This window comes from Desulfuromusa ferrireducens (genome assembly GCF_055389805.1).
This window is the reverse complement of the sequence record NZ_AP042415.1, coordinates 2069854-2093950: the sequence shown is the minus strand read 5'-3', so window position 1 is coordinate 2093950 and position 24097 is coordinate 2069854. Positions and strand designations below refer to the sequence as shown.

Below are 24097 nucleotides of genomic sequence, written 5' to 3'. Positions count from 1 at the left end.
ATCGCTTCGATCTCTCATCTTAACTTCTCAGGCGCGACCCCGCTGCCGATACCAGACCACCAGCTGATAAGGGCGAGCAATATAGGCCAAGGGGATGCTGACCACATGAACTAGCCGGGAAAAAGGAAACAGCGCCAAAAGGAAAAAGGCATTCGCAGCATGCAGTTTGACGACCAACGGCATGCTCGCCAGATAACTAACATCCGGACTGAAGGAAACCAGCGACCAGAGCCATGGCGAGACCGTATGCACATACCAGAAGCCGCCCCAGCGCATGGTGATGGCGATAAAGACGCCGGTCGCCACTTGGATCAGCAACGCCACCAGTAGGAACCAGTCAACGGTGGTCGTCACGGCGCAGACTCGATCATTGGCGGCACGACGGAAAATCAGCACCAGCATGGCGATGGTGCTGACCACGCCGAGGACGATTCCGGAGACCTCCAGCAGGTAGAGGCGACCCGGTGCTCCGAGTAGCGCCCCCCAGTGCGACGGAAACAGGAAGGCGAGCAGGTGAGCCAGCAACACTAGCAAAATTGCATAGTGCCAGGGAACCGAACCCCAGAACAGAGCGCGGCTCTCCAGAAACTGGGAGGACTGCGACGAATAGGAGTAACGGTCGAAATAGTAGCGATACAGACCGACGGCGACAGCCAAAGCGACGGCCACATAGGGGAATACGCCAAAGAGAATCATGTCGATCATGATAGTGCTCCTTTTTCCGCGCTGCTTTCGCTCAAAAAACTGTGCAAGGCTTTGAGTAGTCCCTGATAGGGATGGTCATCGTTATCAAGACCAGCGATGATCTTTTCCAGCGCCGGTAAGACGCCATCGCTGATCAGTTCCTGACGACAAACCTGGTCGTTGGTGGTGCCGATAAAACGCAGCATCTCGCCCAAATGATCAGGCAACTCAGTACTCGGGTTAAAATCATGCAGCCGATAGAGCTGTTGCATCTTCATCAAAAACAGGCCGCGCTTTTGATTCTCTCCGCAGAGCTGATAACCGACATAGGGATGACAAAGCGGTTGCAGGTCAAAGGTTGCGGTAAACAGCTCTTCGAGTTTTGCGGGATCGGTGCTGGCTAGATGCGCGACGAAATCCCCTAGTTGCGTAGCGGCTTCCGATCGATTCTCCTGCAACAGATGCTGGCAGGCGGTCGCGGTGGTCTGCACTTCAGCTGTCGGATAGCTGAGCAAGGCGGAAAACTGGCGACAAATATCCTGGTGTCTTTGCAAGCTGGTCATGACTACCACCGCCTTTTCGGCGCTTGCCTGCTGCCAAAGCCCATTTCCTGTTTGTAGGCTTCGGGGTCCATGCCGGCTTCAACGGCTTCAGCGCGCAGCATCGGTGGAATGACAATCCGCTGTTTGATGTGTGTCAGAGCGGTCATGCGGAAAATCGCCTCGATGGTTGCTTCGCTGATCCCGGCAATCTCACGCGCCTTATCGACCTCAGCGCTATCCAGGTCGCCAACCGTGAGGTTACGACGCTGGATGCGCACCGCAATCAGCTTGCGATAAACGGCCGTGATCTCTTCCTCATTGCCGCCGGCAAACAGACCGGCGAGATATTTGAGCGGCAGACGCGCTTGTTCAAGGCTGGTGAAAAAATCATCGGCCAACTTATGCACGCCCTGTTTTTCTTTCGACAGCACCGGCAACAACGGCGGTACGTAGAACAGCATCGGCAGGGTGCGGAATTCCGGATGCAGCGGCAGGGCGATGCCCCACTCTTTGACAAATTTGTAGGTCGGTGATTTTTGCGCCGCGTCCAGAACTTCGGGTGCAATGCCAGCTTTTTTTGCTTCTTCAATAACCTGCGGATCGAAGGGGTCGAGGATCATCTCGCGTTGCGCGGCTGCCAGTTCGGCGTCTTCAAGCTTGGCGATCTCTTCGATGCGGTCGGCATCGTAAAGCAGTACGCCCAGGTAACGAATGCGACCGACGCAGGAATGGAAACAGGCCGGCGCTTCACCCGCTTCCTGGCGCGGGTAGCAGAGGATACATTTTTCCGATTTGCCGCTGGTCCAGCCGTAATAGGTTTTCTTGTACGGGCAGGCCGAGACACACATCCGCCAGCCGCGGCACTTGTCCTGATTAATCAGCACGATGCCGTCTTCTCCGCGTTTGTAGATGGCACCGGAAGGGCAACCGGCGACGCAACCGGCGTTGAGGCAGTGATTGCAGATGCGCGGCAGGTAGAACATGACCATCTTCTCGATGGCGAACATCTGTTGCTGCTCTTCTTCGCTCAGTTGCACCACGCCTGGATCGTTGGCGGCGTAGATGTTGGAGCCGGAGAGATCGTCATCCCAGTTGGGCCCGGCTTCGATCTTCATCGGTTTGCCACTAACCATCGACACCGGGCGGGCGGTCGGTTGATCGTCGCCGGCTGGCGCGTTGGTCAGATCCTGATATTTAAAGGTGAACGGCTCATAGTAGTCGTCCATGGTCGGCAGGTCGGGATTATGGAAGATCCGTCCAAGCAGCGCCGATTTCTTGCCCATTTTCAACTGCAGATCGGACCCGCTTTTCTCCCAACCGCCCTTGTATTGCTCTTGATCTTCCCATTTGGTCGGATAGCCGGTGCCCGGTTTGGTTTCAACGTTGTTCCACCACATATATTCGCTGCCTTTACGATCGGTCCAGAGGTTCTTGCAACCGATGCTGCAGGTGTGGCAGCCGATACATTTATCAAGATGGAAAACCGAGGATACCTGTGCACGTATATTCATCGTCATAGCTCCTTAATCCGTGCCGGTATTACCAGCTCGGCTCCCCTTTGAGTTTGCGAACCAGAATGAAGGTGTCTCGGTTAGCACCGGTCGGTCCCCAATAGTTCCAGCCGTAGGTAAACTGCCCGTAGCCGCCAAGCATCAGGTTCGGCTTGAGCCGAATCCGGTTAAGGCTGTTGTGGCCGCCGCCGCGTTTGTTGCCGCGAAGTGGCGATTTTGGGACACCGATGGTGCGCTCTGGCGCGTGATAGAGGAAGGAGATTCCTTCCGGCAGGCGGGCACTGACCACCGCCCGGGTGACCACCACGCCGTGATCGTTATAAACCTCGACCCAGTCGTTATCGACCACGCCGATCTTGGCTGCATCCTTGTCGTTGATCCAGAACGGATGACAGCCGCGCGACAGGGTCAGCATCCGGTGATTGTCGCCATAAGTCGAGTGGATGCCCCATTTGCCGTGCGGGGTCAGGTAGTTGAGCATGATGCTCTGCTGATCCGATTCAGTGACCACCAGATCCTGCAGCGAGCTTGGATCGGGCTTGGTTTTATAGGTCGGCAGATGTTCGCCGTAAGCGATATAGCCTTCATGATCGAGGTAGAAATGCTGCCGTCCGGTCAGAGTCCGCCAGGGGACCAGCCGTTCGACATTGAGACTGTAGGCGGCGTAAGGACGACCGTTGTTGGTCAGTCCGCTCCAGCAAGGGCTGGTTAGCAACCTTTTCGGTTGCCGGTCCAGCTCCGCGAACGTGGTACGGACAGCGCGGGTATCGGCGGCCAGATCGACCAGCGGCATGCCGACCTTTGCCTCTTCGGCCTGGAAAGCGCGATAGGCGATCTCACCATTGGTTTCCGGCGCCAACTGCAGGATCACATTGGCCGCATCCTTGGCATTGTCCAGCGATGGGTAGGTTTTCCCGCCCCAGGTTTCAGTCGGATTGGTCTCGACCAGCTCATCGTAGAAGTCCTCTATCTGCCAGGAGAGGCCGTGGGCACCGATGCCGTTATTTCTGGCCCCGGGACCGAAGGAGATAAAGCGTTTGTAGAGATTGACGTAGTCCCGTTCGACCACCACCAGACCGGGCATGGTCTTGCCGGGGATCGCTTCGCACTCACCCTTGCTCCAGTCCTTGATGTTGGGCTGGGCCATCTCCGCCGGGGTGTCGTGGGCCAACGGCACCGAGACAATATCGCGGACCGGCTCGGGCAGGTGGGTTTCGGCCAGGGAACTAACCTTTTTCGCCAACCCCTTGAAGATATTCCAGTCGCTCTTCGATTCCCAGCAGGGGGGCACCGCTTCTTGCAACGGATGGATGAAGGAATGCATATCGGTGGTATTGAGATCGTCCTTCTCGTACCAGGTTGCCGTCGGCAGGACGATGTCCGAATAGACCGCCGAAGTGTCCATGCGGAAGTTGATGTCGACGACCAGGTCGAGCTTGCCTTCCGGGGCATCCTTGTGCCAGACCACTTCCTTGACCGATTCCTCGGCAGTTTCCGGGGCGACGGTGCTGGAGTGGGTGCCGAGATAATGCTTGAGGAAATACTCGTGTCCCTTAGCGCTCGACATCAGGGCGTTGCCGCGCCAGATGAACCAGACCCGTGGCCAGTTTTCCGGTGCATCCGGATCTTCGACGGCAAACTTCATCTGCTTGTCTTTTAGCTGTTTGACCGTCCAGTCGACAATCTCCTGATTGCTTTTAGCTCCAGCGCTCTCTGCCTGCTTGACCGCTTCGGTCGGACTGCGATCGAACTGCGGATAGAAGGGCAGCCAACCGTTGCGTACCGCCCGGACCTGCTGGTCCATGGTGTGCCCTTCGGTGATATGGTTGTTCTCGGCGACCGCGTTGACCCGCTTCTCATCTGCGGTGCGTTCGTAACGCCATTGATCGCTGTGGACATAATGGAATGATGGCGTGTTCTGAAAGCGAGGTGGTTTCGACCAGTCAAGAGCGCCCATGATGGTTGCCCAGGGGGCGATTGGGGCCAGCTTTTCCTGGCCGACATAATGATTGAGGCCGCCGCCGTTTTTGCCGACACAGCCACACAACATCAAAGCGGAGATCCCGGCGCGATAGAGCAGATTGGCGTGATACCAGTGGTTGACGCCGGCACCGATGATGATCGAACACTTGCCTTCGGTGGTTTCCGCCGTCGAGGCCCATTCGCGGGCAAACTGAATAACATTGGCGCGGTCGATGCCGGTAAACTTTTCCTGCCAGGCCGGGGTGTAAGCGCCCCCCTCGTCATCGTAGCTCAGTGGGTACTTGCCAGTGAGGCCGCGATTGACGCCAAACTGTGCCATCAGCAGATCAAAAACGGTGGTCACGGCAACCTGGCCGTCCGGGGTTTCCAGATACTGCACCGGGACGCCGCGGCTGACCCGGCTGTCGCTGGAAAAATCGTCAAATTCGACCTGTAGAACTTCGGTATTGTTTTCCAATAGAGACAACGCCGGAGAAAGTTCACTGCCGTCCTGACCGTCCTTCATCTGCAGGTTCCACTCGCCCTTTTTCTGTTGCCAGCGAAACCCAAGGGTGCCAAGCGGCATCTTTGCCTGTTCCTGATGCTCATCCCAGACCAGATATTTGAAGCCGCTGTTCTCTTCATTTTTATATGGTTCGACCATGGCAGCGGTCGCCATCCGACCCGCCCGGTAAACGCCATCCTTTTGTGTCAGCTCAATCAAGAAAGGCGTGTCGCTGTAGCGTTTCAGATAATCGATAAAGTAAGGCGTTTTGGCTTTATGGTGAAACTCACTGAGGATGACATGGTTGACCGCCATCCAGAAGGCGCCATCCTGTCCGGCATGAGCTGGAATCCACCAGTCGGCATGTTTTGAAGTCATGCTGAAATCTGGTGACAGGACCGTCACCTTGGACCCATTGTGGCGGGCTTCAACCAGAAAGTGGGCATCCGGAGTTCGGGTCATATTGACGTTGGAACCCATTACGGCGATATATTTACTGTTGTACCAGTCGGCACTCTCCGAGACATCAGTCTGCTCACCCCAAACCTCCGGTGAAGCATTGGGCAGATCGCAGTACCAATCATAAAAGCTTAAGTTTACGCCGCCCAGCAGTTGCATGAAACGGGAGCCGCCGGCAAAACTGAGCATCGACATGGCCGGAATCGGCGAAAAACCGATCAGCCGGTCGGCACCATGTTTCTTGATGGTGTAGATAGTTGAGGCAGCGATGATCTCTTCCGCTTCATCCCAACTGGCGCGGCGGAAACCGCCTTTGCCACGCGCCTGCTGGTAGCTTTTGCGCAGGATCGGATCTTCCATGATCGAGGCCCAGGCAGCGACCGGATCATCGTGCTCAACCTTGGCGGCTCGCCAGAGATCGACCAGTACGCCGCGCAGATAAGGATACTTGACCCGTAACGGGCTGTAGAGATACCAGGAAAAAGCGATGCCGCGTTGACAACCGCGCGGCTCGTAGGGGGGGATGCCATCTTCGAGGGGCGGATAATCGGTCGCCTGCAATTCCCAACCGACGATGCCATCTTTGACATGCACATTCCAGGAACAGCTGCCGGTGCAATTGACACCGTGGGTACTGCGCACCACCTTGTCGCATTGATTGCGATTCCGGTAGAACTCTTCCCACGCCCTCGCCTTGGGATCGATAAGATCTTTAATCCAACTCATTGCAGCTCCCCTTTATTGATGAGATCACGTTGCCGGTCGATCAGCGGTTGCCGGGTTGCACGCATGCGCCTTAGGCCGACCAAGAAGGTAAGTCCCAGCAAAGCAACAACACCTAAAGCTACATGCAAGGCCAATTTTCCTACTGTCGGAGTCGCCGAAAGTTGAGATGTCTGCTGCAGAAATGCGAGCAGGTCGAGCTGCTCAGATTCGTTCAAAGGTCGGTCGGCGTAAATGGCTTCCATGCTGGGAAAGGTGAGTGACTGTAGAACGGCCTCTACCCCTTCTCGGCCGTAGTTTTCATAAAGAGAACTGAGGTCCGGGCCATAGCTTGCTCCTGCAGCCATACCAACGCCGGATAGATCATGGCAGGCAAGACAAGGGGCGCCACCAAGTTCGAAGCCTGTTTTTCCGAGGAACAAGTCTTCGCCGCGCCCAGCGTCACCGGGAGCTGCGGCCGCGAGACTTGAGAGAAAAAGTAAAAGCACCAAGACGGCCGAACAGAGACAGTACCTCCTGTTTCCCAACATGATCGCTCCTTTTCCAAAGATAGAAAGCGTTACTTTTTAATTTGTGGCGGGAGAGCAACTGCTATAACAAAAAGCTGAACTTCGATAAATTCAGCTACTTACTGTAAAGAAACAGCGCAGATGTGGCTCAAATCAGAATGGAAATGTGAATTAAATCTCTATTCGTAAAAGCATATTCAATGCTTAATAATTCTCAAGGCGAAAACAGATTATCGATAAGTATACTAGTTTTTTTTGGGAGGTACCCCCCCTGGCACTTGTTTGCGTCGCACAACAGGCGAACATGCAGCAATGCCCGACTAAATCTTTCGATTATTTTTCAGAAGTTGATACAGATCAAACCAAAGTATCTATTTTTCAGCTAATTTTGAGGGAAGACAAAACAACTCACCTTGAGGAGTAATATTATGACAAAGGCACCTTTGGTCGATAAAGAGCAGTGCATCAGTTGCGAATTGTGCGTTAATAACTGTCCCAGCGTTTTTCGCATCGGCGCCGACGGCAAATCGGAATGTTTCGATCCGAACGGCGACAGCGAAGAGAACATCCAGATGGCGATCGATATGTGTCCCGTCTCCTGCATCCATTGGCAAGAATAGTCTAGAACTAGCAACAGGAACAAATCACCGCAGTTTAACTAAAAACAGCCCACGACTTCAAATTCGTGGGCTGTTTCCTTTTTTAAAAAGCGGGCTAAGCCATCAGGGCTTGCTCTGCACTCCATCTTCCTCAGAGAGAATGCCCGTTTCAAACAACAGCATCCGCACCATCGCTGCGCGATCAAGGTTGCTGCGCTTCGAAAGCTTTTCCAGCAGGCCTTTTTCTTTCGCCGTCAGCGGAACCGCCAGGGTACATTCGGTGCTTTCCATCATCATCTCCTCAGTGTTGCCAGCAAACCATCAATTAAAATGGCGTTGCAGGTGACCGTTGAGCATCTGCTCCTGATCGGCCTCAGAATCCTGCTGATAAACCAGCGAGGAAGAGATTTCGCTGGCCAGAATGGCCGCCCGGTACTTGACCGGCAGACGCGTCAGCCGTTTGCGGTAGCTGGCCGTTTCACTGAGGATTTTCGGCAGGTGCGCCAACAGTGCCCGGCGGTACAGAGGCTTGTTGGCCAACTCGGGACGCTGCTGAAAGTAGTCGAACAGCCGCGCATAATGGGCATTGATCTCACCGGAGATCGCCGCCGAGATATCGGTAAAGCTGTGCAGCCCGTCGCTCTCCGAATGGCGGCGGAAGATCAGCCGGGCCTCGTCGGCGGCGCGCTTTTCGAGAATCTCCAGCACATCACCGACGTAGCGTTCCTTGTTGGCAAAAAATTCCTTTTCGCTCAACAACAGGTTGGCAATGATCTCGTAAGAGGAAGAAATAACACCGCACTTATTGGCCGAAGCATCACGCATGATGATGATACCGGCCTGCTGCAATTGGTCCCGCGCGGCCGGGGTGATAAACGAATTAGCCCCTTCGATGATCGCCCTGGCGCTCGGCTTGCCTTCCGGCAAAAATTGCTGCCAGTTATCACCATGAATCGTCTCTGGGCGACCGCCAGCAGGGATAAACAGATCCGCCTCAACGGTGAAAATCAGCCTGTTGAACAAGCGGTAAAATTCATCGACAGTGATCCATTCCTCGGCCAGCTGACCGCTCTGCATCACCACTTTCCGATACAGCTTGCGCAGGCCTTCCTTGCGGGTCTGGGTGCGGAAAACCATCATTCCACCCTCGTGCAACGCATTGGGGTCGAACTGATCGATGTCGCTCTTCAGCACCACCTTTTGCAGCGCCGCGATATCGGCGCCAGCCGGATCGACCAGCACGCCACTGCCGTCAAGAATCATGCGGATCTGTACCTGTGAGCTACGCTCCAGCAATAGACGCAGCGCGTTGCCAGCGACATCGCCACCTGGGCCCCCGGTGATCTTAACGCTGAACGGATCTTTGCGCATGTCGATGCCGAGTTGTTCCAGGGTAATATCGGCAAAGGTGATTACCCCGGTCGAGGTGACGCCGTATTCTTTGTGGTTGATGCCGAACTGCTTGCTGGAAATAACCCCAGGGCCGAGCAGGTAGCCGCGCTTGGTCGAGATACGCGCAATCAGCTCAACCATCTCGTCGTGCATATTTTCATCCGGACCCAACTCGATCGGCTCATCCTCGCCGTAATAATCAACCACCCGTGGGTCGAGGGCCTGCCCTTCTGCGGTCACGTAGATATCCAGAAACGCCTGGATAAAGCCGTACTGCAGCTTATATAGCCGCCGGGTAACGATCTCCGGATCGGTCAGATCGGCGGCATCCAACGCCACCACCATCTTCGAACCGCCCTCGTAAATATCCTTGTTTTTCAGGTGCTGGGTGTGCGCCAGCACGTAGTTCTCACGAAACAGGGTGTTGGCGCTGGTAATATAATCGTCGCGGTTTTTTGCCATCACCGTCCGCCAGCCGCCGCGGGCGATATCGGAGAAGCCGATGTGATAGCCGCAGCCATGACGGCCAAAGAAGAAGGTCACCCGAAAGGGACGTTCCGGCGGCAAATCATCGGTAAACTCGCTGCCCAGCTCATCCAGATAACCGGGATGCAAGCGGAAAATCAGCGCATGCTTTTCGGAAACAAAAAAGTTGGTCTTTAAGGTGTGGGTGATAAACAGCAGACAGCAGCGGTAGACTGCCCGGCGCAGACTATCGAGATAGGCGTGACCGGTGTTGTAGCCTTCGATAGCACGACTCAGCTCGGCCAGTTCCGCCGCGTAGTTGGCGTCCCGGTCCGGCAACTGCGGCTCGAAACGGATGCGGAATAGCGCCACCAGCCGCAGGGTCATTTCCAGGTCGGCGGTAAAACTTTCCTCAACCTGCTGATAGTTGAAGCGATCCGGCTGATTGTGCCCCAGCGAGGTGTGGCAGAAACTGGCGAAAGCGTTGATTAACGCCGCATCGACCCCGTCCAGATGACCGGCGGCCACCTGCTGATAGGCATCGCCGACAGTGCTCAGAATCTGGGTGTTAAACAGTTCATGTTCCAGCTGGTTATAGAGGGAGCCCTCTTTGGCCAGCAGCTTCTTGCCTTCGCCACTGACGTAAAAGGTGCCGAGAAAATAAGGGTGCGTGCCGTTGTGGATGGTCAGACAGTAAGCGCGTTTGACGCCGAGCTGCAGACGCTGATAGACCTCCATGACCTGCTGCAGAAAATCGAGCTGCGGCGGGTTACCGGCGGCAAACATGATCCGGTACTCCGGTTTTTCCAGTGTCTCTTCAGCCGCTTCAACATCAAAATAGACCCCGCCGTGAGCCACCGCCTGATGGTAAAGCCAGACAATCTGCGCCACCCGTCGAGCCGGAGAATGGCGCACGTAAGCTTGATTGTTCAACCAGATCAGGCGCAGCTCTTTATCGAAGCGGGAAAAATCGTACTCGGGGTAATGCTGCTTTAAGGCCGCGCGCACCTCTTTCTGCAGCCGTTGCGGAATCCGCACTGAATCTCCAGCAGTGATATCTGCCGCCGTGCGCCGATCAAACTCGAAACGCTGCAGTTCCAGTTCTTCACCGACCCCGGGAATCGGCGCGTAAGAATGGGTGAACTGGGCGTAGGAAATCTCCCGCTCACGCAGCAGTTTCAGGGTTTGGTAAAGCGAGCCGGGCTGGTTAAGTCGGGCCAGGATCAGCGTTTTATCGGTATCGCGCAAAACCAGGCGTTTATTGCGCTTTAAGTAGGGCAACTGATAGGCCAAGGAACCGATCGCTTCGGCCTCGTCATGCATGGTAATCGACAGATACGGATGCATCTGCTCCTGCAACCACTGCAGATTGGCACCGGCGTCAAGACACCGCACGGTAATCGATTTTGATACCTGGCGAAACCAGCGGATTTTTTCTGCTTCAGTCATCGGATGCCCTCTTTACCCTCAGTCGTTCAGGGGAATTAGCTGGACGGGGATTTGACAGCGACGAACGATCTTTTTCGCCACGCTGCCGATAAAATTGTACTCGAGGCTGCCTTTACTGTGGGTGCCGATCAACAGCAGATCGGCACCGCAGCGTTGCACTTCGCTTAAGATTGTCGAAGCCGGTGGTCCGTGCAACACTTCGATCCGCTCGATCCGCTCCAAATCTTCCGGATGATCCATCAGCTCAGTGCGGGCAAAGGCCCGCAACCGCTCACTCATCTCGGCAGCGACCGCGTCCTTGTGGGCGATTTCATGTGACGCTAATTGCTCAGTGTTGACAAACAGAGAAACATAATTAACGACCGCCTGATCAACATCGGGGAACACATGCAAAACTTCCAACTTTGCCTGATGGGCGCGCGCCAATTCGACATTAAAGCCGGTCGGTTGACCGGCTTCATCGAGAAACTCATAGGGAGGATAATTATGATCGCCGCCGACAATAATCTGCCCGTCATCGCTGACATCGACGGCAAAGACCGATGGCGCGACGAGTAGCAGGAGCAGAAAAGTGCAGAAGAATCTAGAAATGGGCATTACCCGGCGTCCGTGGGAAAGGAATCACGTCGCGGATATTTTCCATGCCGGTGATGTACATCAATAACCGCTCAAAACCGAGGCCGAAGCCGGCATGCGGACAGCTGCCCCAACGGCGGATATCGAGATACCAATCAAGATGCTCCTCGGGCACGCCACATTCGGCCATCCGTGCCTGCAGCACATCTAGCCGCTCTTCCCGCTGGCTGCCACCGATAATTTCGCCGACCCGTGGCACCAGCAGGTCCATCGCCGCAACCGTTTTTCCATCATCATTGAGACGCATGTAAAAGGCCTTGATCTGTTTCGGATAATCGGTGACAAACACCGGACCGTTAAACACCTGCTCGGTCAGGTAGCGCTCGTGCTCCGATTGCAGATCGTGCCCCCATTCGACCGGAAACTCGAATTTCTGCTTCGCCTTCAACAGCAGTTGGACGGCTTCGGTGTAGCTGATGGTTTTAAACTCGGCCTTGACCAAAGCTTCCAGTTTATCGATCAAACCTTTTTCGATGCGCTGATTAAAAAAGGCCAGATCTTCCTGACAATTTTCCAGCGCATAGCTGACCACGTAACGCAAAAAATCCTCGCCGAGCTGACAGTTGTCGGCCAGGTCGGCAAAGGCGATCTCCGGTTCGATCATCCAAAACTCTGCCGCGTGACGGCTGGTGTTGGAGTTTTCTGCCCGAAAAGTCGGACCAAAGGTATAGATATCGGAAAAAGCGCTGGCAAACAGTTCCCCCTGCAACTGGCCACTGACGGTCAGTCCGGTTCGCTGGCCAAAGAAATCCTCTGACCAGTCGATCTCACCGTTCTGCTGTGGCGGGTTGGTGGCATCAAGGGTCGAAACGCGAAACATCTCACCGGCCCCTTCGCAGTCGTTGGCGGTAATGATCGGCGTCTGCACGTAGAGAAATCCGCGTTCCTTAAAAAACTGGTGCACAGCAAACGACAGTGCGCTACGCATGCGGAAGACCGCCCCGAAGGTATTTGAACGGGGCCGCAGGTGGGCAATGGTGCGCAGAAACTCCAGGGTATGGCGTTTTTTCTGCAGCGGATAGCTGTCATCGGCATTGCCGACAATCTTCGCTTCAGTCACCTGTAATTCCCACTGCTGCCCAGCAGCCGGCGACTCTATCAGGGTTCCATTGACGCTCAGGCAAGCCCCGGTCCCGACCCGGCTGACCGCATCGAAATTGTCCAGTTCCGGGCCCAAAACCAGCTGCAAGCTGTCAAAACTGCTGCCATCATTTAGGGCGATAAAACTGACCTCTTTGCCGCGCCGCACCGACCGCACCCACCCCTTGACGCAAAGATCCGTACTCTGCTGCGCCGACAACACCTGTTTGATTGCTGTTCTTGCCGTTTTTTTCATCAAAACTCCCGCTTCACTCGCTCGGTCTATCAGTTAGCTGCCGGTGACCACCACAATTACACGTTTGATACTAGCTTGTCGGCAAGTCATCTCTTTCAGAAACTCGGTTCAGATCAACTCAATAAACGGTCGACTCGGCTTTCCAGGTAAGGACCGTATTTCAGGTCGTGTTCGACAATATGGTCCAACAACCAGTGGCGAAGAAAAGCCATTACTTCTTTTGCCGAAAGGGTTTCCCCCTGTTCCAACTTACTACGATAAGCACAGACATCTTGCGCCAAACGCTGATGCTGCTTCTGCTGCACAGCAAGCTCCTGATAGCCATATTCTTCAAGCAACGCCTCTTCGTGACTAAAATGGTGCTTGGTGTAATCGACCAGTTGATCAAAGATTCCCAGCATCACCTCTTCGCTCCGCCGCTGCCGAATGGCATCGTAAAGCAGGTTGATCTGCTCCACCAGGCACTTGTGTTCATTATCAAGACTGACGATTTTGGTCTCGTAGCATTCCTTCCATTTAATAACAGACATAGATAACTCCCTTGGCCGACTGGATACTGTTGAACCATTCCCGAGCTACCGTTTGAGCGGAAGCAGAATACTGAAACAGCTCCCTTGCCCTGGTTCCGAAGTCACGGTTAAGCTCCCTTTGTGATTCTCGGTGATCAGAAAATAAGACACCGACAAACCAAGACCGGTGCCGACGCCAACTTCCTTGGTGGTGAAAAACGGTTCAAAAATCCGCTTACAGGTCGCCTTGTCCATCCCGGGACCATTATCTTCCACCTGTAAACAAGCCTGTCCTTCCTGCAGAAAAACCCTGACTCTGATTTCGGGATTCTCCGTATTACTACCGAGCGCTTGAGCGGCATTTTTTAACAGATTGAGAATCACCTGTTGAATCTGACTTGATTCACAGGGAACATCAGGGATCGGCTGGAAATCCCGAACGATGCTAATCGTCCGAAAATCAAAATGGTGCTTCATATCGTAATCGCTGGCCGCCAGTTCGATGGTTTTTTCCAGCAAACCCGTCAATGCGCAGGGCAAAAAACTGGAAGAACTTTTCCGGCTGAAATTGAGCATGTTTTCGATAATCCGCGCCGCGCGCTGGCCAGAAGTGGTAATCGCTTTCATCATCTGCTCAAAACCCCGCAGACGTGCGTACTCAGCGACCTGCTCAATACTGATGCCAAGCTCTTCGGCAGTCTTGCGATTTTTATCCAACGACGGCGACAGGCGCTGCCCCAGCACCTGCACATTCTGCAAAATGGCAGCCAGCGGATTGTTGATTTCATGCGCCATTCCGGCAGCCAGGTTACCAACCGAAAGCATTTTCTCCGACTGCACCATAACATCTTCAATCTGCACCTTTTCGGTCACGTCATCAATATGGATAACGGCCCCGTCAACGTCCAGAGTATTGAGCGGGTAAATCAACAGATCAAAGAAACGTCCCGGGCTCTGGGTGCTACTGGGAATTTTCCGCAACCTCGCAACCTCCCCGGTTTTCAGGGTTTCACCGACAGCGACCAAGTAAGACGAAGGGTCAATCAGCGTAAAAACATCCGCTAATGGCCGATCCATTGCTTGATCTACCGCCACACCACTAATTTCCTGCGCCTGCAGGTTCCAGAGAGTGATTTTCATCTCGTCACTCACCCCGATCAAAACCGACGGCATGGTATCGACGATATTATACAGATATTCCTTCAGCTTCAGTAATTCCACCTCGACCATGCGGCGCTGTGAAATATCGTCAATCGTGCCTTCAATAAATTGAACCTGCTCATTTTTATCCCGCACCAGGTGACAGTTGATTGAAGCCCAAAAGATTGCGCCATTTTGCCGCATCATTTTGGTTTCGTAGTTATCAACAACCTCCTCCTGCAGCAGTCGATCAACCATTCGGTCCCGATCGTTCGGATCGGCATAAATCATTTCGCGCAAATCATTGAAGGATTCGATATTTGCATCCGGATTGATGCAAAACATGCGGATCATGGCCGGATTGATATGTAGAAAAGTCCCTTCGAGAGTGCTCTGAAAAATTCCCTCGGTCGCACTATCGAAGATATTCCGATAACGCCGTTCCGACTCCTGTACCGTCGACCAACTTTCAACCAAATCGGCAAGCATACTATCGAATGCCTCCTCGATCTGCCCCCACTCATCGCTGCGGTCAAGCGACATCGGCGAATGATAATCGCCCTGTTGTAAATGAAGCAGTCGGTTGCGGATCTGCTCCATCGGCAACTTAATATGCCGGTGAAACAGGTTCAGGTGAATAAAACCGAGCAGCAGCGCCAGAACAACCAAAAAAGCCAACACCGTAGCTCCGGCGATCAGAATGATCCGATCAACCTCCTGGCTGGAAGCAACAGCCAAAGCCGCTTGTTGCTGATCTAGCAGATCCAGCTGTGCCAGGATCTGCTCCGTGTACAGGTTCAACTCGGTCGTCTGCGCTCCCAGGTGGATCATTTCCTGCTGATAGCGGGTCAGCAGGTGCTGATAGTAGGCCAAATGGTCGATCAGATAGCGGCCAAAGCGATTGAGCGGCGCCTCTGAGGTGACTAAACTTTTCAATCTCAACTGCAGGAGATAAATATTTTCTGTGTTTGGCGGGAGATCGAAAAATGAAGCGTTAAAAAGCTCCTGCCGGTCTTCCTGCATATTCAACCGGAAGATGTTCAGCAGATCGCCCCGATAGCCGGCTATCGATAACGACAGTTGATCATAATAATCAACCGCCTCCCCGCGCGAAGCGGCTCGAATCATCCGTTCGGCAATAATTTCTTCAACAATATCAAAAAGATCATCGAGCCCCTCCCCCTCCCAGTTGCGTTGACGGAGTAACTCGTTAATCGTTCGACACTGCTTTAAATAGCTGACCAACTTCTCTTCCAGCGGAAGATGCAACTGCGGCACTTTGTTGCTGTCATGCTCCTGCTGGTGGTCGTGCAACAGTTGCAACAGTTCGGCACCTTCTTGTTGCAGGTATTCATCATTGCCATAAAAAGTGGCTTCCAAAAGCTTCAGGCGGGCAAGAAACTGACCCAGGTCCCGGGACAAACGTGAGCTGTCAACGGTTTGTTGTAATTGCGTTCCAACCACTTGACCAAGGTTAGAACGCACTTGCATAAAAGCGATCAGCAGAACCAGAGCAATCACAACAAAAGAAAGGACCGACAATATCGTCGCGAGACTGAGCCTGTCCTGAATGGATAATTTTAGTTTAGTTCTTAGCTTCATCTTTCCACTACAAAACCCAAGGAGAGGTTGCCCCGTTTACGGATATCAATCGTCGGAATTTCTCGAGATTACTATTATAGCCGCTTTAAAGCTTTAAACCATAAAACAGACCGGCACCAAATCGACACAATGAACAACAGTTAGAGCCCTCAAACAATAACACAGCAGAATATCAGACAGAAACAAGAAAGGGCCCGCATAAATATATATGCAGACCCTTTGTAACTTTTTTAGCGTTGCGAAAATCTCTAGCTATGTTCCCGTGACTTAAGGAATGTCACTCCCTCCCACTGCTCCGTGGTATGCCCCAGTCGCCATTCACTGGCCGCCAGGTAGGTCAAGTGCCCTTCGGCGTCGTGAGCCAGGTTGCCCTGGTTCTTCTTGCTGAACTCGTCAAGCAGCTTCTTGTCCTCACACTCAATCCATCGGGCGGTGTTGTAATCGACGCCTTCATAAACCGCGTTGACATTGTATTCAGCCTTGAGCCGCTCCATGGTGACATCGAACTGCAGCACGCCAACGGCGCCAAGGATAAAGTCGGCGCCGAAAACCGGCTTAAACACCTGCACTGCACCCTCTTCGGCCAGTTGAATAAGGCCTTTTTGCAGCTGCTTCGATTTAAGCGGATCCTTCAGCCGGACACGCCGAAAATGCTCCGGGGCAAAGTTCGGGATGCCGATAAATTTGAGCGGCTCCTTCGGTGTGAAGGTGTCACCGATCTTTATTGTCCCGTGGTTGTGCAGGCCGATGATATCGCCTGGATAGGCTTCTTCGACGTGGGCGCGGTCCTGGGCCATGAAGATGGTCGCCTTGGAGAGGTTCACTTCCTTGCCGATGCGGTGGTGTTTGACCTTCATCCCTTTGCTGAACTTGCCGCTACAGATGCGTAAAAAAGCGATCCGGTCACGGTGGGCCGGGTCCATATTTGCCTGAATCTTGAAGACAAAACCGGAGAAAGCCTCCTCGTCCGGCTCAACAATGCGATCGACGGTTTCACGCGGTCCGGGAGCTGGGGCCAGCTCGACAAAGGCGTCGAGCATTTCCTGAACACCAAAATTATTGATCGCACTACCAAAGAAAACCGGCGTCTGGCTGGCCTTGAGATAGTCTCCCATATTAAATGGACTGGCCGCCCCCTCGAGCAACTCGATATCTTCACGCAGTTCATCCGCTTGCCCGCCGAGAAGTTCATCGAGCTTCGGATCATTCAGGTCGGCAATTTTTACCTTCTCGGTGCTGCGCGCATCATCGCCGGGCGTAAAGAGGTTCAACTCCTTGCGATAGAGGTTATAAACCCCCTTAAAACGCTTGCCCATACCGATCGGCCAGGAGAGTGGCGTACATTCGATCTGCAGTTTTTCTTCGATGTCAGACAGCACGTCCAGCGGAGAAAGCCCCTCGCGGTCGAGCTTGTTGACGAAGGTCAGCACCGGAGTGTTGCGCATCCGGCAGACTTCCATCAGCTTCTCGGTCTGCGGCTCAACCCCCTTGGCGCTGTCGATCACCATTAGCGCGCTGTCGACTGCGGTCAAGACCCGATAGGTATCCTCGGAGAAGTCCTGGTGACCGGGAGTATCGAGCAGGTTGATCTCAAAATCGCGGTAATTAAACTTCATCACCGAAGAGGAAACCGAAATACCACGTTCCTTCTCGATGCTCATCCAGTCACTGGTAGCGTGGCGGCTCGACTTGCGCGCCTTGACCGTGCCAGCCATCTGAATGGCGCCACCGAACAGCAGCAGCTTTTCCGTCAGGGTCGTTTTACCGGCGTCCGGGTGACTTATAATGCCAAAGGTGCGGCGCTTGGCTATTTCACGTTGCAGTTCTTTACTCACCTGTTTGTTCCTCTTGTCTCTCTGACTGGTTTTCTGCCACCCGCCAGCGTCTATGCATCCAGAACCATTGACTCGGATCGCGGCGCACAGCCCGCTCGATAATATCCGTCAACAGTTGGGTGTTCTCCTTCACAGTCCGTTCCCCCTCGCCTTCGAGCAACAACATCGGTTCGGCCCAGATTTTATAGCGATCATCCGGTAAGCGATGGCAAAACATTGGCACCACCGGCACCTGGTATTTCATCGCCAGATTGGTAACAGCCGTAGTGGTGTAGGCCTGACGCCCAAAAAAGCTGGTCGCCACTGACCCAGGAGGCGAAATATGCTGATCGAGCAAAATGCCGACGACCCGTCCCTGTTGCAGGGATTTGAGAATTTTCCGCGCGCCCTTTCGACTGTCAATAAGGCCACCACCGAAACTCGCGCGGATATTGCTAAAATAGGTATCGGTCAACGGATTTTTCATCGGCTTGGTTACCGCATCGCTGGAAAAGCCCAGTTCCGGAAAGACATAATGACCGGCCTCCCAAAAACCGAGGTGACCGGTCAACAGAATCACCCCCTTGCCTAAGGACAAAGCATCATGCAGGTGCTGCAGGTCAACAAAATCGAAATGGCGTTCAAGGTCATCAGTACCGCGCCGAAACATGTCAAGGCGTAGCATTTCAACACCACTGACACCGATGTGCCAGAAGTTGGTCTGCACCAACCTGGTCACCCGCGCGGACGACAGCTCTGGATAGGCCCGCCGTAGATTATCTTCCGCTAGCCGCCGCCGCTTCGGCAACAACCAGCAGGCCAGCAGGCCGCATCGACCGCCATACTTCAATGCCCGTGACCGGGAAACTCGCCGCAAAAGAGCAGCCAATAAACGCACGGAGTAGTATTCGAATTTGAATTTCAGGGAGATTTCCGCCATCAGCTCACTCTTGAGAAATGAAAAAGGCCGGCCAAAACCGGCCGACCACTATAGCTTAACTCGTGCCACGGATGATAGCCCGTTTTTCGCGACCAACAAATCAGAAACGATAGCCTTTTTTCAGCATGCAGGACTCGTACAACTGCACCTGCCGCTGCTCATCGGGAAAGTTTTCCATCCCACTGCCACTCATCAGCGGATCCATATTGATGACTCCATAACGCTGTGCATACTGCTGGCAGGAGGCGTGATCTTTATCCCGGTCATGCGAATTGAGCGGTTCCGCGACTATCGGCCGGGGTTGCTTCGCGCAGGCCGTCAGCAGGATGACAAGCAGAAGCGAGAAAAAGAAACTTTTTTTCATCGAGAAACCTCAATACAGATGAGAAGCATTATCGAACAACACAGAAGTTCAGCTTATCAGAACTAAAGAGTATTTGAAATAGCTAATGGGGAGAAAACTGATTTACTAAAGATCCTTGACCACAACAGAGAGATACTTTTATGCTGCGAAGTTGCGCCTGACGAAACTTTCAGTTTAGCCGGAAGAACCTCCGACCGCCAGACGCCCCGGACGCACTAATCATCATATAGCAATCAAGCAAGGAGCATCAAATGGCTGTCTACGAAGCGAATCACCCTCTGGTTAAACATAAGTTGGGGCTGATGCGCCAAAACGATATCAGTACCAAGGATTTTCGCGAGCTGGCCTCCGAGATCGCCCGACTGTTAACCTATGAGGCAACCAAAGACCTTGAGGTTGAAGCGGAAACAATTAACGGCTGGAACGGTCCGGTGACCGTCGACCGGATCAAAGGAAAAAAGATTACCGTGGTCCCGATCTTAAGAGCCGGACTGGGCATGATGGATGGCGTACTTGACCTGATACCGAGTGCGCGAGTCAGTGTCGTCGGCCTGTACCGCAACGAAGAAACCCTCGAACCGGTGACCTACTTCGAAAAACTGACCAGCAGCATGAATAATCGGACCGCGCTGATCCTCGATCCGATGCTCGCCACTGGCGGGTCGCTGCTCGCCTGTATCGAGATGCTGAAAAAGGCTGGCTGCACCAGCATTCGCGGACTTTTCCTGGTCGCAGTTCCGGAAGGACTGGCAAAGATCGAAGCGGCCCATCCAGATGTCGACATCTATGTCGCCTCGGTCGATGAGCGCCTCAACGAAAACGGCTACATCCTCCCCGGACTGGGTGATGCCGGTGACAAGATTTTCGGTACCAAATAGACAAACAGACGTTCGGGCGACCTTTAGATCGCCCCTACAGATGGAAATTGCCACACATGTAGGGGCGAGCCATGGCTCGCCCGCCCCCAAAGGAGCCCCAACCGGATGAGCCAGGAAAAATTACCCACAGATTACAATTTCCGCCTCAAAGACTGCCTGCTTGGCGCCCAGATGCTGTTCGTCGCTTTCGGCGCACTGGTACTGGTGCCGCTACTGACTGGGCTTAACGCCAACGTCGCGCTGTTTACCGCCGGCGCTGGCACCTTGCTATTTCAAGCGATCACCCGCGGCAAGGTGCCGGTGTTTCTCGCTTCGAGCTTCGCCTTTATCGCACCAATTATCTACGGTGTGCAGCAGTGGGGGATTCCCGGAACCATGTGCGGCCTGCTCGCCGCCGGCGTGCTTTATGTGCTGTTAAGCGTCGGCATCCGCATCTTCGGCTCTGACATCCTGCATAAAATCCTGCCGCCGATCGTCACCGGCCCGGTTATTATGGTCATTGGTCTGGTCCTGGCCCCGGTCGCGGTGCACATGGCCTCCGGTCGCACCGGCGACGGCTCGGCCTGGCTGGTACCGGAAACCACCGCCTTTATCATCGCCGGTGTTGCGCTGGCGGTGACCATCATCGTTTCGTTACTCGGCCGTGGCCTGTTTAAACTGATCCCGATCCTCTGCGGCATCAGCGCCGGCTACCTGACCGCCATCGGACTCGATATCAGCGGTTTTGCCGCGACCACCCAAGCTGCCTTCGATCCGGGCAGTCTACAAAACTGGACCGCCCCGACGCTGGTGTCGATGCAAAAGGTTGCCACCGCCCCCTGGTTCGCCATGCCCGAGTTCAGCCTGCCGGTGTGGAATCTGGAAGCAGTCCTGTTTATCGTTCCGGTCGCCATTGCCCCGGCGATTGAACACTTCGGCGACGTGCTGGCGGTCGGCGGAATCACCGGCAAAGACTACGTCAAAGATCCGGGCATCAAAAACACCCTGCTCGGCGATGGTGTCGCCACCAGCTTGGCGGCCCTGCTCGGCGGCCCACCCAACACCACCTATTCGGAGGTCTCCGGAGCCGTTGCCCTGACCCGCTCTTTTAATCCGGCAATCATGACCTGGGCTGCCATCACCGCCATCGTCCTTGCCTTTATCGGCAAGCTCGGCGGCTTTTTGAGCACCATTCCGGTTCCGGTGATGGGCGGTATTATGGTGCTGCTGTTCGGCGCTATCGCGGTTATCGGCATCAACACCCTGGTCAAAGCAGGAACCGACCTGATGGAACCACGCAATCTAGCGATTGTCGCGATCATTCTGGTCTTCGGTATCGGCGGCATGAATTTCGATCTGGCGGTGGTCAAGCTTGGCGGGATCGGACTGGCGGGGATTGTCGGCGTTCTGCTCAACCTGCTGCTGCCGGGCAAGCAAAAAAACTAATTATCCGATCTGCAATAACAACGGGGGCCGACATCTGGCTCCCGTTGTTTTCATTTACTCCCCTTCTTAAAAACCAACCTATTTAACCTGCGGATCGAGTGATTTGCGCACCGCTTGTGCCAAATGGTCCAAGGACAACGGCTTGGGGAGAAAGCTGATCCCTTTTTTGAGAACACCATGATCAACGATGGCATTTTGCGTGTAACCCGACATGAAGATGACTGCCAGCTCATTCGACCGCTCGGTCAACTGACTGGCCAGCTGTTGACCGTTCATTTTCGGCAACACGACATCGGTCAACAGTAAATGAATTTTGCCGTGATACTTTTCAAATAACTGCAGCGCCTCTTCACCGTCAGAGGCCTCCAAAACGGTATAACCGAGCTCAGAAAGCAATTCGACGGCAAATGCCCGCACCCCGTCATCATCTTCAACCAACAGGATGGTTTCCGCACCGAGCGGAACAGCGTCGGCAATCTCCAGCGCTTTTTCTTCGCTGACCGGCTGCTGTGTCCGCGGCAAGTAGACCCTGAAGGTCGTCCCTTCCCTAGGCTCGCTGTAAACGTAAATGTTGCCGCCATTTTGCTTGACGATCCCGTAAACCATCGACAACCCGAGACCAGTCCCCTCCCCTTGTGGCTTGGTCGTGTAGAAGGGCTCAAAAATGTGCTTTTGCTCTTCCGCAGACATCCCACTGCCGGTATCGGAAATACTCAGACAGACATAATCCCCCGGGACAACATCTGGCCGTTGCCGCGCATAACCCTCGCTCAAGCTGACATTCGACGACTCCAGCAGCAAGGTTCCACCACCGACCATGGCATCACGGGCATTCACCGCCAGGTTCATGACAATCTGTTCAATCTGGGTCCGATCGATCACAACCGGCCAAAGCCCGTCCGCTAAAGAGGTTTTAACCTTGATATTCTCCCCGATCAAACGATTGAGCATCAGCAGCAGGTCACTGATCACGCGGTTGATCGCAAGCGACTTCGGATCGATAATCTGCTTGCGACTAAAACCGAGTAATTGCCGGGTCAAATCAGCGGCACGCTGCGTGGAACTATCAATTACCTTCATGTATTTCTGCAACGGATCGTCGCTCTCAACCCGCCGTTTCATCAGCTGCAGGTTGCCGCTGATGGCCATCAGAATATTATTGAAATCGTGGGCAACTCCCCCGGCCAAACGACCGACAGATTCCATTTTCTGCGCCTGCAGCAGTTCCCCCTGTAAATGCTCGCGCTCATTTTCCACCTGCAACTGGGCGGTTAAATCACTGACCAGCACTATGGTGCGCCGATCGTCCAGACACATACAGCGGGTCTCGAAAACAAATTCCGCACCTTGATCGTCGTGGAGGGTTCGCCGACCGCACTGACCGCCTTCGCAGCTAAACTTATCCAGACCGCCGAATTTTTCGCTCCACCGTTCCATCAAGCCATTTTCTGCCCGCAATTGGCGGTCTTCGCTCAACACCCCGACCTTCAAAATGTCGGTAATCATCAACAACAGCTGTAATTGCTGTTCCTGCTGCTGCAGAACATTTTTCCACTCAGCCTCTTTTTGCGTTTCCACACGGATCACCTGGTGCGAATCAAGCACCTCTGCCATCAATTCGGTACAGCTGTGCTCCAAGGCCTGCAACTCGTCGCCGCTCCGCGTTGAAACATGTTCACCACGCAAGGTCCCGGCGGTAAATTTTTCAACCTGCAGGGTTAAACGTCGAATCCGCGTTGAGATCCAAAAGATGATCATCATCGGTCCGAGAATAAACGCGACCGCCGACAAGGAACGTTGCAGAAAGCTGACCGCGACCATTGCCTCTTTCATCTGGGCAATTTGCTGCCGGGGCTGGAAGGAACTGAGCCCGACGATCATCTCGGCGCCGCCGTAATCGTGAAAATTACGCTCGCTGATGACAAAATCGTTTTTCAGAGCCTCTAACTGAGCCCCGATCGGCAATTGACTTTTATCGCTACTGACCAGAATCTTTCCCTGATTATGGGAGACCAACGCCAGCAAGCGACTGCTGTCTCCGCCAATATTCATCAGCATCCGATCATCAATCAAGGCACCGAGCAGCAATGTCACACTGCGACCCGCCACCTGCCGTGTGACCGCGGCAAGCAGGTAGGGACGCTGTTCGAGGATAGCCATATAAGTCTGACCGTGGCTCTTCTCCAGCAACAACGCAGACGGGCTTAACAGCGCGGCGGGAATCTCCTTGCCGTTGGCAATGTAATACTCCAACGTATCGCTGTTGCCATCCAGCAACAACGCACAATCAGGCACCGCCAGCGCCCGCAAAGCCGAACGGGGCAAAAACCATTCCGGTCGCTCCGGCCAGTGACGCACCACAGCTTCGCTCCATTTTCCTTGTTGATCTTGAACATACTGATGGAAGGACTGCTGGTCGGCAATCAGGCGGGCGGTCTGCTGAAAAGACTTGATAAAGTGGTCGAAACTCAAGCGGTCGCGTTGCGACTGGTCGGCGAGCATCTGCCGCAGATGCCCTTCGTAGGCTCCGGCCAGGCTCCGACGCTCGTAGTCCTCGGAAACCAGCCAAATCAAGGCGCCCAGCAAAAAAGCCAAACCGAGCATTTTTGTCGTCAGGCCACCGGCCCAGGCAAAAAACGGACGAGGCGTCATG

18 protein-coding genes are annotated in these 24097 nt (G+C 54.2%); 3 read left to right on the top strand and 15 right to left on the bottom strand.

All coding sequences use genetic code 11. The annotated features are described in order from the left end of the window. Window positions 1-27 precede the first annotated feature (27 nt). The 5 genes from narI to ACZ5PT_RS09510 are packed head-to-tail and all read right to left on the bottom strand — an operon-like array spanning window position 28 to window position 6916. A complete protein-coding gene (gene narI / locus ACZ5PT_RS09530) occupies window positions 28-705 on the bottom strand; it encodes a respiratory nitrate reductase subunit gamma (RefSeq protein ID WP_464266588.1) in 678 nt (225 codons plus the stop codon). After that, on the bottom strand, window positions 702-1247 hold the full coding sequence (gene narJ, locus ACZ5PT_RS09525) for a nitrate reductase molybdenum cofactor assembly chaperone (protein ID WP_464266587.1): 546 nt from the start codon (window positions 1245-1247) through the stop codon (window positions 702-704). The genes narI and narJ overlap by 4 nt, the downstream gene beginning before the upstream one ends. A 2-nt stretch (window positions 1248-1249) precedes the next feature. Beyond that, entirely contained in the window at window positions 1250-2737 is a 1488-nt protein-coding gene (gene narH / locus ACZ5PT_RS09520) for a nitrate reductase subunit beta (protein ID WP_464266586.1), read from the bottom strand. 28 nt (window positions 2738-2765) lie between these two features. After that, entirely contained in the window at window positions 2766-6389 is a 3624-nt protein-coding gene (locus ACZ5PT_RS09515) for a nitrate reductase subunit alpha (RefSeq protein ID WP_464266585.1), read from the bottom strand. Next, a complete protein-coding gene (locus ACZ5PT_RS09510) occupies window positions 6386-6916 on the bottom strand; it encodes a hypothetical protein (RefSeq protein WP_464266584.1) in 531 nt (176 codons plus the stop codon). Before ACZ5PT_RS09510 ends, ACZ5PT_RS09515 begins: the two co-directional genes overlap by 4 nt. Window positions 6917-7323: 407 nt before the next feature. On the opposite strand from ACZ5PT_RS09510, the gene ACZ5PT_RS09505 reads away from it, so the two are divergent. Beyond that, window positions 7324-7515 carry a ferredoxin gene (locus ACZ5PT_RS09505; RefSeq protein WP_464266583.1) on the top strand — a complete coding sequence of 64 codons (192 nt, stop codon included), beginning with the start codon at window positions 7324-7326 and terminating at the stop codon, window positions 7513-7515. 102 nt (window positions 7516-7617) lie between these two features. Here the strand turns inward: ACZ5PT_RS09505 and ACZ5PT_RS09500 are convergent, their stop codons facing one another. From ACZ5PT_RS09500 to ACZ5PT_RS09460, 9 genes are all read right to left on the bottom strand, one after another. Next, complete coding sequence (locus tag ACZ5PT_RS09500) at window positions 7618-7785, bottom strand: hypothetical protein (RefSeq protein WP_464266582.1); 168 nt, start codon at window positions 7783-7785, stop codon at window positions 7618-7620. A gap of 30 nt (window positions 7786-7815) precedes the next feature. Next, on the bottom strand, window positions 7816-10800 hold the full coding sequence (locus ACZ5PT_RS09495) for an NAD-glutamate dehydrogenase domain-containing protein (RefSeq protein WP_464266581.1): 2985 nt from the start codon (window positions 10798-10800) through the stop codon (window positions 7816-7818). An 18-nt stretch (window positions 10801-10818) separates the two neighbouring features. Beyond that, window positions 10819-11397, bottom strand: a complete 579-nt coding sequence (locus ACZ5PT_RS09490) for a universal stress protein (protein ID WP_464266580.1) — start codon at window positions 11395-11397, stop codon at window positions 10819-10821. Next, window positions 11384-12772 carry an asparagine--tRNA ligase gene (asnS, locus tag ACZ5PT_RS09485; RefSeq protein WP_464266579.1) on the bottom strand — a complete coding sequence of 463 codons (1389 nt, stop codon included), beginning with the start codon at window positions 12770-12772 and terminating at the stop codon, window positions 11384-11386. The genes ACZ5PT_RS09490 and asnS overlap by 14 nt, the downstream gene beginning before the upstream one ends. 113 nt (window positions 12773-12885) lie before the next feature. Next, window positions 12886-13302, bottom strand: a complete 417-nt coding sequence (locus ACZ5PT_RS09480; RefSeq protein WP_464266578.1) for a bacteriohemerythrin — start codon at window positions 13300-13302, stop codon at window positions 12886-12888. 45 nt (window positions 13303-13347) lie between these two features. Next, a complete protein-coding gene (locus ACZ5PT_RS09475; protein WP_464266577.1) occupies window positions 13348-16023 on the bottom strand; it encodes an ATP-binding protein in 2676 nt (891 codons plus the stop codon). Between the two features lie 248 nt (window positions 16024-16271). After that, window positions 16272-17858, bottom strand: coding sequence for a peptide chain release factor 3 (locus ACZ5PT_RS09470; protein ID WP_464266576.1), 1587 nt, complete (start codon window positions 17856-17858; stop codon window positions 16272-16274). Continuing rightward, complete coding sequence (locus ACZ5PT_RS09465) at window positions 17851-18777, bottom strand: lysophospholipid acyltransferase family protein (RefSeq protein ID WP_464266575.1); 927 nt, start codon at window positions 18775-18777, stop codon at window positions 17851-17853. The genes ACZ5PT_RS09470 and ACZ5PT_RS09465 overlap by 8 nt, the downstream gene beginning before the upstream one ends. 100 nt (window positions 18778-18877) lie before the next feature. Then, entirely contained in the window at window positions 18878-19141 is a 264-nt protein-coding gene (locus tag ACZ5PT_RS09460; protein ID WP_464266574.1) for a hypothetical protein, read from the bottom strand. Between the two features lie 251 nt (window positions 19142-19392). On the opposite strand from ACZ5PT_RS09460, the gene upp reads away from it, so the two are divergent. After that, window positions 19393-20019 (top strand): uracil phosphoribosyltransferase, encoded by a 627-nt coding sequence (upp, locus tag ACZ5PT_RS09455; protein ID WP_464266573.1) that lies wholly within the window; start codon window positions 19393-19395, stop codon window positions 20017-20019. Between the two features lie 105 nt (window positions 20020-20124). Then, complete coding sequence (locus ACZ5PT_RS09450; RefSeq protein WP_464266572.1) at window positions 20125-21444, top strand: uracil-xanthine permease family protein; 1320 nt, start codon at window positions 20125-20127, stop codon at window positions 21442-21444. A 78-nt stretch (window positions 21445-21522) separates the two neighbouring features. Here ACZ5PT_RS09450 and ACZ5PT_RS09445 read toward each other — a convergent pair whose 3' ends face one another. Continuing rightward, window positions 21523-24096 carry an ATP-binding protein gene (locus ACZ5PT_RS09445; protein WP_464266723.1) on the bottom strand — a complete coding sequence of 858 codons (2574 nt, stop codon included), beginning with the start codon at window positions 24094-24096 and terminating at the stop codon, window positions 21523-21525. Window position 24097 lies beyond the last annotated feature (1 nt).

Bases quoted from the DNA above. Each gene is read 5' to 3' on its own strand.
- ACZ5PT_RS09480 (WP_464266578.1), bottom strand. From the start codon at position 13,302: ATGTCTGTTATTAAATGGAAGGAATGCTACGAGACCAAAATCGTCAGT.
- narJ (WP_464266587.1), bottom strand. From the start codon at position 1,247: ATGACCAGCTTGCAAAGACACCAGGATATTTGTCGCCAGTTTTCCGCC.
- ACZ5PT_RS09460 (WP_464266574.1), bottom strand. From the start codon at position 19,141: ATGAAAAAAAGTTTCTTTTTCTCGCTTCTGCTTGTCATCCTGCTGACG.
- ACZ5PT_RS09445 (WP_464266723.1), bottom strand. From the start codon at position 24,096: ATGACGCCTCGTCCGTTTTTTGCCTGGGCCGGTGGCCTGACGACAAAA.
- ACZ5PT_RS09450 (WP_464266572.1), top strand. From the start codon at position 20,125: ATGAGCCAGGAAAAATTACCCACAGATTACAATTTCCGCCTCAAAGAC.
- ACZ5PT_RS09505 (WP_464266583.1), top strand. From the start codon at position 7,324: ATGACAAAGGCACCTTTGGTCGATAAAGAGCAGTGCATCAGTTGCGAA.
- asnS (WP_464266579.1), bottom strand. From the start codon at position 12,772: ATGAAAAAAACGGCAAGAACAGCAATCAAACAGGTGTTGTCGGCGCAG.
- ACZ5PT_RS09515 (WP_464266585.1), bottom strand. From the start codon at position 6,389: ATGAGTTGGATTAAAGATCTTATCGATCCCAAGGCGAGGGCGTGGGAA.
- narH (WP_464266586.1), bottom strand. From the start codon at position 2,737: ATGAATATACGTGCACAGGTATCCTCGGTTTTCCATCTTGATAAATGT.
- narI (WP_464266588.1), bottom strand. From the start codon at position 705: ATGATCGACATGATTCTCTTTGGCGTATTCCCCTATGTGGCCGTCGCT.
- ACZ5PT_RS09500 (WP_464266582.1), bottom strand. From the start codon at position 7,785: ATGGAAAGCACCGAATGTACCCTGGCGGTTCCGCTGACGGCGAAAGAA.
- ACZ5PT_RS09475 (WP_464266577.1), bottom strand. From the start codon at position 16,023: ATGAAGCTAAGAACTAAACTAAAATTATCCATTCAGGACAGGCTCAGT.
- ACZ5PT_RS09510 (WP_464266584.1), bottom strand. From the start codon at position 6,916: ATGTTGGGAAACAGGAGGTACTGTCTCTGTTCGGCCGTCTTGGTGCTT.
- ACZ5PT_RS09495 (WP_464266581.1), bottom strand. From the start codon at position 10,800: ATGACTGAAGCAGAAAAAATCCGCTGGTTTCGCCAGGTATCAAAATCG.
- ACZ5PT_RS09465 (WP_464266575.1), bottom strand. From the start codon at position 18,777: ATGGCGGAAATCTCCCTGAAATTCAAATTCGAATACTACTCCGTGCGT.
- ACZ5PT_RS09490 (WP_464266580.1), bottom strand. From the start codon at position 11,397: ATGCCCATTTCTAGATTCTTCTGCACTTTTCTGCTCCTGCTACTCGTC.
- upp (WP_464266573.1), top strand. From the start codon at position 19,393: ATGGCTGTCTACGAAGCGAATCACCCTCTGGTTAAACATAAGTTGGGG.